The sequence below is a fragment of the Mycobacterium sp. shizuoka-1 genome, from assembly GCF_002723835.1.
GTDB lineage: Bacteria > Actinomycetota > Actinomycetes > Mycobacteriales > Mycobacteriaceae > Mycobacterium.
In genome coordinates, this window is record NZ_BEWG01000054.1 from 1 (window position 1) to 13,156 (window position 13,156).

13 protein-coding genes and 1 pseudogene are annotated in these 13,156 nt (G+C 66.3%); 12 read left to right on the top strand and 2 right to left on the bottom strand.

All coding sequences use genetic code 11. The features are described 5' to 3' along the window. Positions 1–84 precede the first annotated feature (84 nt). From MSZK_RS15980 to MSZK_RS16000, 5 genes and pseudogenes are all read left to right on the top strand, one after another. Positions 85–399: pseudogene (locus tag MSZK_RS15980) on the top strand (allophanate hydrolase subunit 2 family protein); the annotation flags it as partial. 10 nt (positions 400–409) lie between these two features. Then, positions 410–961, top strand: coding sequence for a GNAT family N-acetyltransferase (locus MSZK_RS15985; RefSeq protein WP_099249428.1), 552 nt, complete (start codon positions 410–412; stop codon positions 959–961). Between the two features lie 229 nt (positions 962–1,190). Further along, positions 1,191–1,679 (top strand): MarR family winged helix-turn-helix transcriptional regulator, encoded by a 489-nt coding sequence (locus MSZK_RS15990; RefSeq protein WP_233211345.1) that lies wholly within the window; start codon positions 1,191–1,193, stop codon positions 1,677–1,679. A 14-nt stretch (positions 1,680–1,693) separates the two neighbouring features. Beyond that, a complete protein-coding gene (locus MSZK_RS15995) occupies positions 1,694–2,134 on the top strand; it encodes an MmpS family transport accessory protein (protein ID WP_199203361.1) in 441 nt (146 codons plus the stop codon). Next, positions 2,131–5,031, top strand: a complete 2,901-nt coding sequence (locus tag MSZK_RS16000; RefSeq protein ID WP_099249431.1) for an RND family transporter — start codon at positions 2,131–2,133, stop codon at positions 5,029–5,031. Before MSZK_RS15995 ends, MSZK_RS16000 begins: the two co-directional genes overlap by 4 nt. 79 nt (positions 5,032–5,110) lie before the next feature. Here the strand turns inward: MSZK_RS16000 and MSZK_RS16005 are convergent, their stop codons facing one another. After that, on the bottom strand, positions 5,111–5,872 hold the full coding sequence (locus MSZK_RS16005; protein WP_099249476.1) for an isocitrate lyase/phosphoenolpyruvate mutase family protein: 762 nt from the start codon (positions 5,870–5,872) through the stop codon (positions 5,111–5,113). A 156-nt stretch (positions 5,873–6,028) separates the two neighbouring features. On the opposite strand from MSZK_RS16005, the gene MSZK_RS16010 reads away from it, so the two are divergent. The 5 genes from MSZK_RS16010 (at position 6,029) to MSZK_RS16030 (ending at position 10,200) form a co-directional block, all read left to right on the top strand. Beyond that, positions 6,029–6,325 (top strand): hypothetical protein, encoded by a 297-nt coding sequence (locus tag MSZK_RS16010; protein WP_099249478.1) that lies wholly within the window; start codon positions 6,029–6,031, stop codon positions 6,323–6,325. Between the two features lie 68 nt (positions 6,326–6,393). Next, entirely contained in the window at positions 6,394–7,230 is an 837-nt protein-coding gene (locus tag MSZK_RS16015; protein ID WP_099249434.1) for a hypothetical protein, read from the top strand. 37 nt (positions 7,231–7,267) lie between these two features. Continuing rightward, the gene (locus tag MSZK_RS16020) at positions 7,268–9,184 is read left to right on the top strand and encodes a fumarate reductase/succinate dehydrogenase flavoprotein subunit (RefSeq protein ID WP_099249437.1); all 1,917 of its coding nucleotides are present in this window, start codon (positions 7,268–7,270) and stop codon (positions 9,182–9,184) included. A gap of 2 nt (positions 9,185–9,186) precedes the next feature. Further along, on the top strand, positions 9,187–9,939 hold the full coding sequence (locus MSZK_RS16025; RefSeq protein WP_099249439.1) for a succinate dehydrogenase/fumarate reductase iron-sulfur subunit: 753 nt from the start codon (positions 9,187–9,189) through the stop codon (positions 9,937–9,939). Between the two features lie 105 nt (positions 9,940–10,044). Next, the gene (locus MSZK_RS16030) at positions 10,045–10,200 is read left to right on the top strand and encodes a hypothetical protein (protein WP_099249442.1); all 156 of its coding nucleotides are present in this window, start codon (positions 10,045–10,047) and stop codon (positions 10,198–10,200) included. A gap of 26 nt (positions 10,201–10,226) precedes the next feature. On the opposite strand, the gene MSZK_RS16035 is transcribed toward MSZK_RS16030, so the two are convergent. After that, positions 10,227–10,709, bottom strand: coding sequence for a flavin reductase family protein (locus tag MSZK_RS16035; RefSeq protein ID WP_099249444.1), 483 nt, complete (start codon positions 10,707–10,709; stop codon positions 10,227–10,229). Positions 10,710–10,796: 87 nt separating this feature from the next. Between MSZK_RS16035 and MSZK_RS16040 the strand changes: the two genes are divergently transcribed. Both MSZK_RS16040 and MSZK_RS16045 read left to right on the top strand, forming a co-directional pair. After that, on the top strand, positions 10,797–12,506 hold the full coding sequence (locus MSZK_RS16040; RefSeq protein ID WP_099249446.1) for an AMP-binding protein: 1,710 nt from the start codon (positions 10,797–10,799) through the stop codon (positions 12,504–12,506). Between the two features lie 11 nt (positions 12,507–12,517). Continuing rightward, complete coding sequence (locus MSZK_RS16045) at positions 12,518–13,153, top strand: GAP family protein (RefSeq protein ID WP_099249450.1); 636 nt, start codon at positions 12,518–12,520, stop codon at positions 13,151–13,153. Positions 13,154–13,156 lie beyond the last annotated feature (3 nt).

Sequence of the window (13,156 nt, forward strand, 5' to 3'; positions counted from 1 at the left end):
CAATCACCACCGACCCCACACCGGCATCGGCGGAATGACACCAATCGAGCGCCTACGCGTTCACAACCTACCCGTGAAGAACACCTAGTGCACACCGAGTGGGTGGCCACCGACCGCAGCGACCGGGTCGGGATGCGACTGGCCGGCACCCCACTGTCCTACCGCTGGCCGGATCGCCAGCTGCCCAGCGAAGGTGCCACCCGCGGCGCGATTCAAGTGCCGCCCAACGGCCAGCCGGTGATCTTGGGTCCCGATCACCCGGTCACCGGCGGTTATCCCGTCATCGGCGTGGTCACCGACGCCGACACCGACTCCGTCGCCCAGGTCCGGCCGGGCCAGCGGGTCCGGCTGCACTGGACCCGGCCCCGTATCGCAGCGGGGAGTCCCGCGGGCTGGTAGAGCTGAGGGGGTGCACGCGCAGGTCCACACCGCCCGGCTGGTCCACACCAGCGATCTGGACACCGAGACCCGGGCCAACGCCCAACAGCTGGTCACCGAGGCGTTCGCCACGTGGACCGAGTTCACCGAGTCCGACTGGGAACACGCCCTGGGCGGGATGCACGCCATCATTGCCCACCGCGGCGCCCTGATCGCGCACGCCGCCGTCGTGCAGCGACGACTGCTCTACCGTGGCACCGCGTTGCGGTGCGGCTACGTCGAGGCCGTCGCCGTCCACGAAGACTGGCGCGGCCAGGGGCTGGCGCATGCCGTGATGGACGCAGTCGAGCAGGTGATCCGCGGCGCCTACCGGATCGGGGCACTGAGCTCCAGCCCGATCGGCGAGAAGATCTACCGTCCCCGGGGCTGGCTCAACTGGCAGGGGCCCACCTCGGTGCTGGCGCCCGGCGGACTGACCCGCACCCCGGACGACGACGGCTCGGTCTTCGTCCTGCCGGTCGACGTCGACGTCGACGTGACCGCGGAGCTGGTCTGCGATTGGCGCGACGGCGACGTCTGGTAAGCGGGCGACGCCGCGATAGATAACTGCCGGAATATAACCAGCGGTCGCCGTCGTTGACGTTGGCCCCATGACGCACCCCCGGGCTTCGACTGGACTTACTGCACCGCAACGTTTCTGCGCGACCAGGACCAGATTCGCGCCATCTGCCAGCAAACCTTGGAAGCGGCTGTGGGGCAGCGCCGATCCCATCGTGATTGCCGCTACATAGCACGCGTGATATAGATACCGGGTGGCAAATCAGCTGACCGATCACGATGTCAGCGAGTGCGTCGGCGATGCCCTCGACCAGGCAATGGACCTGACGATCAGATTTCTCAGCGACCGCGCCGACCTGAGCGCATCCGCAGCGTTCACGTTGAACCGGGTGTGCCGCGAAGGACCCATCCGGTTGACCACACTGGCCGCCAAAGAAGCCGTCAGCCAGCCGTCGATGACTCAGTTGGTCCAGCGACTCGAACGCGCCGGGCTGGTGGCCCGGCTGCCCGACCCCGACGACGGCCGGGCCTGCCTGATCGGCATCACCTCGGCGGGTCAGGCATTGCTCGACAAGCGCAAGCGTATGCGCCGGGAGCGGCTGGCGGCGTTGATCGCAACTCTGACCGACGAGGAGCAGATGCAGTTGTGGCTTTCGGCGCGGGTGGCGTTTCCGCTCATCGCCCAGCTCGCCGCGAACGCCGACTGCGCCACGGAGCCGGCCGCGCCGCGGCCGGTTCACTGACGGAAGGTACTCGGGTGAAAGCTATTCCGGTGGGCCGGGTGCTCAAACGCATCTGGATCCCGTTGATTCTGATTGTGGTGCTGTCGGTTTCCGGTCTGGTCGTGTCCCGTCTGCACCGGATGTTCGCGTCCCAAGATCTCAACGCCGGCGCCGGCGCCGGCATCGAGATCGTCCAATTCAACCCGAAAGTCCTGGTTTACGACGTGTATGGGGCACCGGGGACCACCGCCCAGATCAGCTACTTCGACCCAGAGGCGAAGGTGCACGTCGTCACCGCCCCGCTGCCGTGGTCGATCACCCTGTCGACGACATTGCCCGCGGTCAGTGCCAGTCTGATGGCGCAGACCGACGGCGATCAGATCGGCTGCCGCGTCACCGTGAACGGCGCCGTCCGTGAGGAGCAATCAGCCGATGGCATCAATGCCCAGACGTACTGCCTGGTGAAGTCCGCATGACCCACACCATCACCGAACCCGAATCCACCAGCAAGCCCAAACGCCCGGCGCTGCCGCACCTGATCCGCATCCTCGCCTGGCCGATCGTCCTGTTCTGGATCGCGGTCGCCGTCGCGGTGAACGTGGTGGCTCCGCAACTCGAGGTCGTCGGCGAGATGCACTCGGCGCCGATGGCGCCCGAAGACGCGCCCTCGATGAAGGCGATGAAGTTGATGGGCGCCAACTTCCAAGAGTTCAACTCCAACAGCACCATCATGGTGGTGATCGAGGGCCAGAAGCCGCTGGGCCCGGACGCCCACCAGTATTACGACGAGATCATCCACAAGCTGGAGCAAGATCCCGAGCACATCCAGCACATCCAGGACTTCTGGGGTGACACGCTGACCGCTGCGGGCGCTCAAAGCGCCGACGGCAAGGCGTCTTACGTGATGATCAACCTCGCCGGCGAGCAAGGCCAGACGCTGGCGAACGAAGGCGTGGACGCCGTCCGCAAGGTCATCAAGGAGACGCCGGCCCCGCCGGGCGTGCAGGCCTACGTCGCAGGCCCCGCCGCGCTCACCGACGACCTGCACGTGATCGGTAACGCCAGCCTGGCCATGATCACCCTGATCACGCTCGCCGCGATCGCCGGCATGCTGCTCGTCGTCTACCGATCGATCCGCACCACCTTGATCCAGCTCTTCCTGACGTTCTTGGGGCTGCTGACCGCGCGTGGCGTGGTGTCGATCCTGGCCGTGCACGGCGCCTTCGGGCTCACCACGTTCGCCGGCAACATCCTGACGATGCTGGCGATCGCGGCCGCCACCGACTACGGCATCTTCATCTTCGGTCGCTATCGCGAAGACCGCGGGATAGGTCTGGACCGAGATGACTCCTACTACGCCACATTCAAGTCGGTCGCCCCCGTGATCGTGGGATCCGGCCTGACGATCGCCGGCGCGACCTACTGCCTGTCCTTCGCCCGACTGCCCTACTTCACCACCATGGGTGCGCCGGTCGCGATCGGGATGCTGGTGATCGTGGCGATCGCGGTCACGCTCGGTCCGGCCGTGCTGTATCTGGGCAGCCGGGTGGGGCTCTACGAATCCAAGCGACCACCGCAGAGCCGGTTCTGGCGACGCGTGGGCACCGCCGTCGTCCGTTGGCCCGCACCGATTTTCGTGGCCAGCCTGTTCGTCGTGCTGGTCGGGATCGTGGCCATCCCCGGATACAAGCCGGCCTACAACGACCAGTACTACCTACCCAAGGACGCCCCGGTGAACTTGGGCTTCGCCGCCGCGGACCGGCATTTCACCCAGGCCAGGATGAACCCCGACATCCTCATGGTCGAGGCCGACCATGACATGCGCAATCCCGCGGACATGCTGGTGCTCAACAAGATCGCCAGCAATGTCATGCACACCGAGGGCATCGCGATGGTGCAGAGCATCACCCGGCCGCTAGGCATCCCGATCCAGCACAGCTCGATCCCGTTCCAGACGAGCGTGGCCGGGCAGACCACCAACATGAACCTGCCGTTTCAGCGCGACCAACTGGCCAACCAGCTCAAGACGGTCGATGCCATGAACGTGTCGATCGACATCCTGGAGAAGCAATACCAGCTCTCGCTCAAGCAGACCCAGCTCACCCAGGACTCGGCGGCAAGATCGGCGGACCTGCTGGAAACCACCAAGCAGCTGCGCGACAACATCGCGAACTTCGACGACCAGTTCCGGCCACTGCGGAACTACTTCTACTGGGAGCCGCACTGTTTCGACATCCCGATGTGTGCGGCGGCCCGGTCGCTGTTCGACTCCCTCGACGGAATCGATGCGGTCACCGACAAAACCGAAGGGGTGCAAGGTAATACCGATCAGCTCGCGAATCTGGCGCCTCAGCTCACCGCACTGCTGCCGCAGACGATCGCGTCGATGAAGGTCAGCCGCGACCTCGCGCTGGCCTCGTACAACTCGCAGAAGGCTCTGCTCGACCAGTCGCAGGCCAGCAACGACACCGCACTGGCGATGGGCGAGAGCTTCGATCAGGCCAAGAACGACGACCTGTTCTTCCTGCCACCGGAGGCGTTCCAGAATCCGGATTTCCAGCGCGGCCTCAAGATGTTCCTGTCCCCCGACGGCAAGTCCACCCGGATGTTCATCACCCACGAGGGCGACCCGGCGACCGTGGACGGGATCAGCCGAGTGGACTCCGAGCGTAAAGCGGCCCAGGAAGCACTGAAGATGTCTTCGCTGTCGAACGCCAAGATCCACCTCGGCGGGGTCGCGGCGACCTACAAGGACATGTCCGACGGTGCGCGCTACGACCTGCTGATCGCCGTGGTGTCGTCGCTGACGCTGATCTTCATGATCATGCTGATCCTGACCCGCAGCGTGATCGCCGCGCTGGTGATCGTCGGCACGGCGGGCAGTTCGATCGCCGCGTCGTTCGGCATCTCGGTGCTGATCTGGCAGGACCTGTTCGGCATCCAGGTGCAATGGCTGGTCATGTTGATGTCGGTCATCATCCTGTTGGCGGTCGGATCGGACTACAACCTGCTGCTGGTGTCGCGGTTCAAGGACGAGATCCACGCCGGCCTCAAGACGGGCATCATCCGCTCGATGGCCGGAACCGGTGGCGTGGTCACCTCGGCCGGTCTGGTCTTCGCCGCGACCATGGCGGGCATGATGTTCAGCCAGCTGACCGTGCTGGCGCAGATGGGCTCGACGATCGCGATCGGCCTGCTGATCGACACCTTCATCGTGCGATCGCTGCTGATGCCCTCGATCGCGACGATGCTGGGCCGCTGGTTCTGGTGGCCGCAGGTGGTCTATCCCCGGGGCGACAACCACTTCCGCAAGCCGACGCCGCAGCGCCCGAACGACGACGTCGACACGGCGGCGATGCCGGCGCAGGCCTAGACACCTCGCCGAGGCTGTGGTTACCGCGCGAACGCTCGAGTAGCACGCGCGGTAACTACAGGATCGACGGAGCCCGAGGTCAGCGCCAGCGGTCCAGGATCTCGTTGGCGCGCACCGACAGGGCGCGCTGCCAGAACGGCCCGAAGCTGATCCGCGCGACGCCCAGCGGACCGAACGAGGCGGGGTCGTCGGACTCCGGGACCGCGATCGCGTTGATCGGCAGTGGAAGCTCGGCGGTCAAGCGCCGCATCGTGTCCGGATCGTGCCGGCCCACCGGGTACAGCACGTCCGCGCCCGCCGCGGCCGCCTCGGTCAACCGGGCGATGGCCCGCTCCACCCGATCGGCGTCGGCACCGTCGTTGCGCAGGAACAGGTCGGTGCGGGCGTTGACGACGACGTGCACCCCGGCGTCGTCGGCGGCAGCGCGCAGCGCCCCCACCAATTCGGCGTGCTCGGCGGATGACCGCAGCCGCTTGCCCTCGCTGTGCACGGTGTCCTCGATATTGAGGCCGACGGCCCCGGCACCGAGCAGCCCGTCGATCAGGCGCTGCGCCGGCTGGGCGTAGCCCGACTCGATGTCTACCGAGACCGGAACGTCCACGGCAGCGGTGATCTGGGCGACCCGGGCAACCACATCGTCGAAACTCATGCCCTCGCCGTCGGGCTTGCCCACGGAGTCCGCCATCGGGTGGCTGCCGACGGTCAACGCCGCGAACCCGGCATCCACCGCCAGCGTCGCCGACCAGGCATCCCACACCGTGGGTAGCACCACCGGGTTGCCGGGCTGGTGCAACGCCAACAACGTCGACGCGCGCTGAGCAAGCTCACTGTGATCGGGCACCGTCGCCACCTCTCGTCGTTTCCATGTTGTGAGCGGTGCAACGCGGCCGTCGCAGCGCCATTCCCGACGTGACCTGTCTCACGTTGAGATCCAAATGTGGCTAGCATCGGTTGTCGTACTGTGATCCATAACACCTTCGCACCCAAGGAGGTCCGGTTGTCCACCACCACAGAATTGGCCGAACTGCACCATCTGATCGGCGGATTGCGGCGCTGCGTGGCCTCGCTGAAGTCGCGATACGGCGACACCCCGGCAATGCGCCGAATCGTCAACGACGCCGAACGCATCCTCAATGACGTGGAACTTCTTGACATCGACGCGAATGAGCTTGCCCTAACCCAGCAAACAGCCGTGGTCTCCGGGGAGAAGATCGGAATTCCGGACACCCCCTACGACACCGCCTTCTGGCGCGATGTCGATGACGAAGGCGTGGGCGGCCACAACCGTCGCTGACCCCGATTTAACCGGGTGCCGTGATCTAGGTACCCTCCGATGAGTTCATGCGAAGGGGATCACAGTAGATGAGCGCACCTGCGGGTAACCGCCCTGCCACCGGCGTCTTCTCACCCGGCCGTGCCCAGATACCGCAACGCACGCTGCGGACCGACAATTGGCTCAAGGCGCCGATCTGGACGGACCTCGGATTCGCCGCGTTCGTGATCTATGCGACGGTGCGTGCGTTCCAGCGGGACCACTTCTTCGTCCCGCAGTACCACTACCTGACGCCGTTCTACTCGCCCTGCCTGTCCAAGGCGTGCGGTGAGGCCAGCGACTTCTGGCCGCAGATCCTGCCTGCGACCGGGCCGCTGTCGCTGCTGCCGTACGCGTTCCTGTCCTTGCCGTTCCTGCTGCTGTTCCGGCTGACCTGCTACTACTACCGCGGCGCCTACTACCGCTCGGTGTGGCAGTCCCCGACCGCCTGCGCGGTGGCCGAGCCGCACGCGAAATACACTGGCGAGACGCGGTTCCCGCTGATCATTCAGAACACCCACCGGTACTTCTTCTACATCGCCGCGATCATCTCGGTGATCAACACCTACGACGCGATCGTCGCCTTCCACTCCGACAAGACCGCCAGCGGCTTCGGATTCGGGTTGGGCAACATCATCCTGGTCGGCAACGTGGTGATGCTGTGGGTCTATACGATCTCCTGCCACTCCTGCCGCCACGTCACCGGCGGCCGGTTGAAGCACTTCTCCAAGCACCCCGTGCGGTACTGGATCTGGACCCAGGTCAGCAAGCTGAACACCCGGCACAAGCTGTACGCCTGGATCACGCTCGGCACGCTGATGTTCACCGACTTCTACGTCATGCTGGTCGCCAGCGGCACCATCTCAGACCTGAGATTCGTTGGCTGAGAACAACTTTGAAAAACCATAGCCTGAGCGAGGTCAAATGACGGTGGAAGTCGAACGGCATTCTTACGACGTAGTCGTGATCGGTGCCGGCGGCGCGGGCCTGCGAGCGGTGATCGAGGCCCGGGAACGGGGTCTGCGGGTCGCGGTGGTGACCAAGTCGCTGTTCGGCAAGGCGCACACCGTGATGGCCGAGGGCGGTTGCGCCGCGGCCATGCGCAACGTCAACACCAAGGACAGCTGGCAGGTGCACTTCGGTGACACCATGCGCGGTGGCAAGTTCCTCAACAACTGGCGGATGGCCGAGCTGCACGCGCAGGAAGCCCCCGACCGGGTGTGGGAGCTGGAGACCTACGGCGCGCTGTTCGACCGCACCAAAGACGGCAAGATCAGCCAGCGCAACTTCGGTGGCCACACCTACCCGCGGCTGGCCCACGTCGGTGACCGCACCGGCCTGGAGATCATCCGCACGCTGCAGCAGAAGATCGTCTCGCTGCAGCAGGACGACAAGAAGGAACTCGGCGACTACGAGGCCCGGATCAAGGTCTTCCACGAGTGCGCTATCACCGACCTGATCAAGGACGGCGATGCGATCGCCGGCGCCTTCGGGTACTGGCGCGAGACCGGCAAGTTCATCCTGTTCGAGACGCCCGCTGTGGTGTTGGCCACCGGCGGTATCGGCAAGTCGTTCAAGGTGTCGTCGAACTCCTGGGAGTACACCGGCGACGGGCATGCGCTCGCGCTGCGCGCCGGTTCCGGCCTGATCAACATGGAGTTCATCCAGTTCCACCCCACCGGCATGGTCTGGCCGCTGTCGGTGAAGGGCATCCTGGTCACCGAGGGCGTCCGCGGTGACGGCGGCGTGCTGAAGAACTCCGATGGCAAGCGCTTCATGTTCGACTACATCCCCGAGGTCTTCAAGGGGCAGTACGCCGAGACCGAAGAAGAAGCCGACCAGTGGCTCAAGGACAACGACTCGGCCCGCCGCACCCCCGACCTACTCCCCCGTGACGAGGTGGCCCGCGCCATCAACGACGAGGTGAAGGCCGGCCGCGGCACCCCGCACGGTGGCGTCTACCTCGACATCGCCAGCCGGATGCCCGCCGAGGAGATCAAGCGCAGGCTGCCGTCGATGTACCACCAGTTCATCGAGCTGGCCGAGGTGGACATCACCAAGGACATGATGGAAGTCGGGCCGACCTGTCACTACGTGATGGGCGGTATCGAGGTCGATCCCGACACCGGCGCCGGCGCCACCCCCGGTCTGTTCGCCGCCGGCGAGTGCTCGGGCGGTATGCACGGATCCAACCGGCTCGGCGGCAACTCGCTGTCGGACCTGCTGGTGTTCGGCCGGCGCGCCGGTCTCGGCGCCGCCGACTATGTGCGCGCACTGCCCCAGCGGCCCGCGGTGTCGGAGACGGCGCTCGAGGAGGCCACCAAGCTGGCGCTGGCGCCGTTCGAGCCGAAGGCCAACGCCGAGAACCCCTACACCTTGCACGCCGAGCTGCAGCAGTCGATGAACGACCTGGCCGGCATCATCCGCAAGGAGGGCGAACTCGAAGAGGCGCTGCGCAAGATCGACGAACTCAAGGCGCGCTACGCCAACGTCGTCGTCGAAGGCGGACGCATCTTCAACCCGGGCTGGCACCTGGCCATCGACATGCGCAACATGCTGCTGGTCAGCGAGTGTGTGGCCAAGGCGGCGCTGGCGCGCACGGAAAGCCGTGGCGGGCACACCCGCGACGACTACCCGAAGATGGACGCGCAGTGGCGCAACAAGTTGCTGGTCTGCCGGGTGGCGCCGGGCGACTCCGACGCCATCGTGCCCGATGTGACGGTGACCCCGGAGCAGCAGCCGGTGATGCGGCCCGATCTGCTCGCGACGTTCGAGCTGTCCGAGCTCGAGAAGTACTACACCGACGATCAACTCGCCGAACACCCGGACCGGAAGGGCTGAGCATGGCTACTTACGAGGCCAAACTACGGGTCTGGCGCGGTGACGAAGACGGCGGCGACCTGCAGGACTACACCGTCGAGGTCAACGACGGCGAAGTGGTGCTCGACATCGTGCACCGGCTGCAGGCCACTCAGGCCGGCGACCTCGCGGTGCGGTGGAACTGCAAGGCCGGCAAGTGCGGTTCCTGCTCGGCCGAGATCAACGGCCGGCCGCGGCTGATGTGCATGACGCGCATGTCGACGTTCGGCCAGGACGAGGTCGTGACGATCACCCCGCTGCGGACCTTCCCGGTGATGCGCGACCTGGTCACCGATGTCTCGTTCAACTACGAGAAGGCCCGGGAGATCCCGTCGTTCACCCCGCCGAAGGATCTGCAGCCTGGCGAGTACCGCATGCAGCAGGAGGACGTGAACCGCAGCCAGGAGTTCCGCAAGTGCATCGAGTGCTTCCTGTGCCAGAACGTGTGCCACGTCAATCGTGACCACGAGGAGAACAAGAAGTCCTTCGCGGGGCCGCGCTACCTGATGCGCCAGGCCGAGCTGTCAATGCATCCGCTGGACACCCTGGACCGCCGCGACATGGCCCAGGAGGAGAACGGCCTGGGCTTCTGCAACATCACCAAGTGCTGCACCGAGGTGTGCCCTGAGCACATCAAGATCACCGACAACGCGCTGATCCCGATGAAGGAGCGCGTGGCCGACAAGAAGTACGACCCGGTGGTGTGGCTGGGCAATAAATTGTTCCGGCGCAAGTAGCCAAGCCCGGTACCCTCACCAAACTCCCCCGGCACACCGCGTGCTCGGGGGAGTTTGTGTCTGCTCGCCGGTTGTCATTGGCGCGAGCGTGGGTAGCCTCGAACCATGGGTAGCGTCCATAGCGTCAACGACATTCGCACCGCGATCCGCGAGCTGTCCGTCCGCGCCGAACTGGCCCGCAAAGAGGGTCGGCCCGACGACGCGGCCGAGATCGACAAGCGTATCGCCGCCTATCGCGACGAACTCGCCGAGAAGCCCTGACCCGCGCGCCGCGGGGCCAGACTGGGCTAAGCGCCCAGCCTGCGGAATGTGCTGCGGTGGAACACGATCGGGGGCACATCGTGCACCGTGATGTCGGTGACCCGCAGCACCACGATGGTGTGGTCGCCGGCCGGCACCAGCTGCTCGATCGAACTCAGCATCCACACACTGGTGCCGTGCACGAACACCGCGCCACTGGCGTGCGAATGGGTGTCCAGGCCGGCGAACCGGTCGCCGGTCTTGGCCGCCAAGGTGCGCGCCGCCACATCGTGCGACTCGCCGAGCAGGCTGATGCCCAGCGATGGCAGATCCTTGAGCTTGGGCCAGGTCTCCGAATTGTTCTGCACACAGAACGAGACCAGCGGGGGGTCCAGGGACACCGGCACGAAGGTGCTGGCGGCCAAGCCGACCCGCACACCCTCGACTTCGGCGGCGATCGCGATGACGCCGGACGGGAAATGGCCGAAGGCCTCACGTAGCGAGGCGGGGCTCAGCTCTGTGTCGCTCATAACACCGCCATCTTCCCATGTGAAGGGCCGCTGCGGCCACAGTAGGGTCCGGCACGATTCAAATATCTGTTGAGTAGCCTGGGGCCCGTGCCGAACGTCTCGATCCTGTCCGCGCTTCGCGACCGCGCCGGGCTGACTCCCGACGACGTCGCCTTCACGTTCACCGACTACGACCGGGATTGGAACGGTATCGCCGACAGCCTGACCTGGGCACAGCTCTACCGTCGCACTCTCAACGTCGCGCAGGAGATCAGCAGGCACGGTGCCCCCGGTGACCGGGCGCTGATCATCGCCCCGCAGGGCCTGGAGTACGTCGTCGCATTTCTGGGCGCCATGCAGGCCGGATTCATCGCAGTCCCGTTGTCGGTCCCGGTACCGGGCTCCCATGACGAGCGGGTCAGCGCCGTGGTGACCGATACGTCGCCGACGGTCGTTCTGACCACCTCCACGGTCTTCGAGGTCGCCGCGCAGTACGTCGACGACGGCGCCGCCGTGATCGCCACGATCGCGGTGGACACGCTCGACCTCGACGCACCCGGGGCGGTGGACACCGAGGTCCCCGACGGCCCGGACATCGCCTATCTGCAGTACACCTCGGGATCGACCCGGCTGCCGGCCGGAGTGATGATCTCGCACCGCAACATGCAGGCCAACTTCGAGCAGCTGATGGCCGAGTACCTGTCCAATTACGGCGGGACGTTCCCGCCGGGCACCGCCCTGGTCTCGTGGCTGCCCTTCTATCACGACATGGGGCTGATGCTGGGGATCGGTGCGCCGATCTTCAGCGGGCATCCGGCCGACCTGATGAGCCCGATCGCTTTCCTGACCCGCCCGGCACGATGGCTGCACACGCTGGCCCGCCAGCCACGGGCCTGGTCCGGAGCACCCAACTTCGCCTTCGACCTCACCGCGCGGCGCACCACCGAGGACGAACTGTCCGGCCTCGATCTCAGTGGGGTCGTCGGCATCATCAACGGTGCCGAGCGGATCCATCCGGAGACGCTGGTGCGGTTCACCGAACGGTTGGCTCCCGCCGGGTTCCGCCCCGAGATGGTGGTGCCTTCCTACGGACTCGCCGAGGCGACGGTCTACGTCGCCAGCGGCGGCGCCGCCCGGGTGCCGCAGGTCGTCGACTTCGACCCCGACGAGCTGTCGCAGGGCACCGCCGTGCGCACCACCGGCGGCACCCCGTTGCTGTGCTACCAGCTGCCGGCGTCACCCCAGGTCCGGATCGTCGATCCGGACACCTGCCGGCCATGCCCGGACGGCACGGTCGGCGAGATCTGGACGCACGGCGAGAACGTCTCGGCCGGATACTGGCGCAAGCCCGACCAGACCGGCTCCGCCTTCGGCGCCACCCTGGTCGATCCGCCCGCCGGCACCCCGGACACCGACTGGCTGCGCACCGGCGACCAGGGTTTCGTCTCCGAGGGCGAGCTGTTCATCGTCGGCCGCATCAAGGACATGCTGATCGTCCGTGGCCGCAACCATTACTCGGAAGACATCGAAGCGACGGTGCACAAGATCACTCGGGGCCGAGTGGCGGCCATCGCGGTCTCCGACGAGCAGACCGAGACGCTGGTGACGATCGTCGAGCTCAAGCGTGACGGTCGAGACGAGCTGACCGCGGTCAGGAACGACGTGATCGCGGCGATCTCGCGCTCGCACGGTCTGCAGGTCGCCGACATCGTGCTGGTGGAGCCGGGCTCGATCCCGACGACCACCAGCGGCAAGGTCCGCCGGTCTGCGTGCGTCGATCACCACCGTCAGGGACGATTCGTGCGGTTGGATGCGTAGCTGATCAGCCGATGTGGTTCACCCTGCTGGTGATGGCTGCCGCGGTCAGTCTGGAGCCGTTCCGCATCGGCATGTCGGTGCTGATGCTCAACCGCCCGCGGCCCCACCTGCAGTTGACCGCCTTTCTCTGCGGCGGTTTTCTGATGGGCCTGACCGTCGGCGCGGTGGTGCTGTTCGCGCTCGAGTCCCGGATCCCGGCGTCAGCGCACTTCACCCTGCCCAGGGTGCAGATCGTCATCGGGGTGCTGGCGCTCCTGGCGGCGGCGTTCCTGGCGGTCACCAGGGGCCGCGAGCGGACCCCGCCGGCCTGGCTGAGCCGCCTGCTGAACGGGACGTCGCTGTGGGTGGCCGGCGTCGCCGGACTGGGGATCGCGTTGCCCTCGATCGACTATCTGGCGGCGTTGGCGGTCATCGCCGCGGGTGCGGCCGACGCCGCGAGCCGGATCGCAGCTCTGCTGGCGTTCAACGTGGTCGCCTTCGCGCTGGTGGAGATTCCGCTGCTGGCCTATCTGGTGGCCCCGGACCGCACCCGGGCCGCGATGACCGCACTGCACACCTGGGTGCGTGCGCGGCGGCGCCGCGAAGTCGCCACGCTGCTGGCCGTGGTCGGTGTCGTGCTGCTCGCGGCGGGACTGTTCGGCGTCTGACGA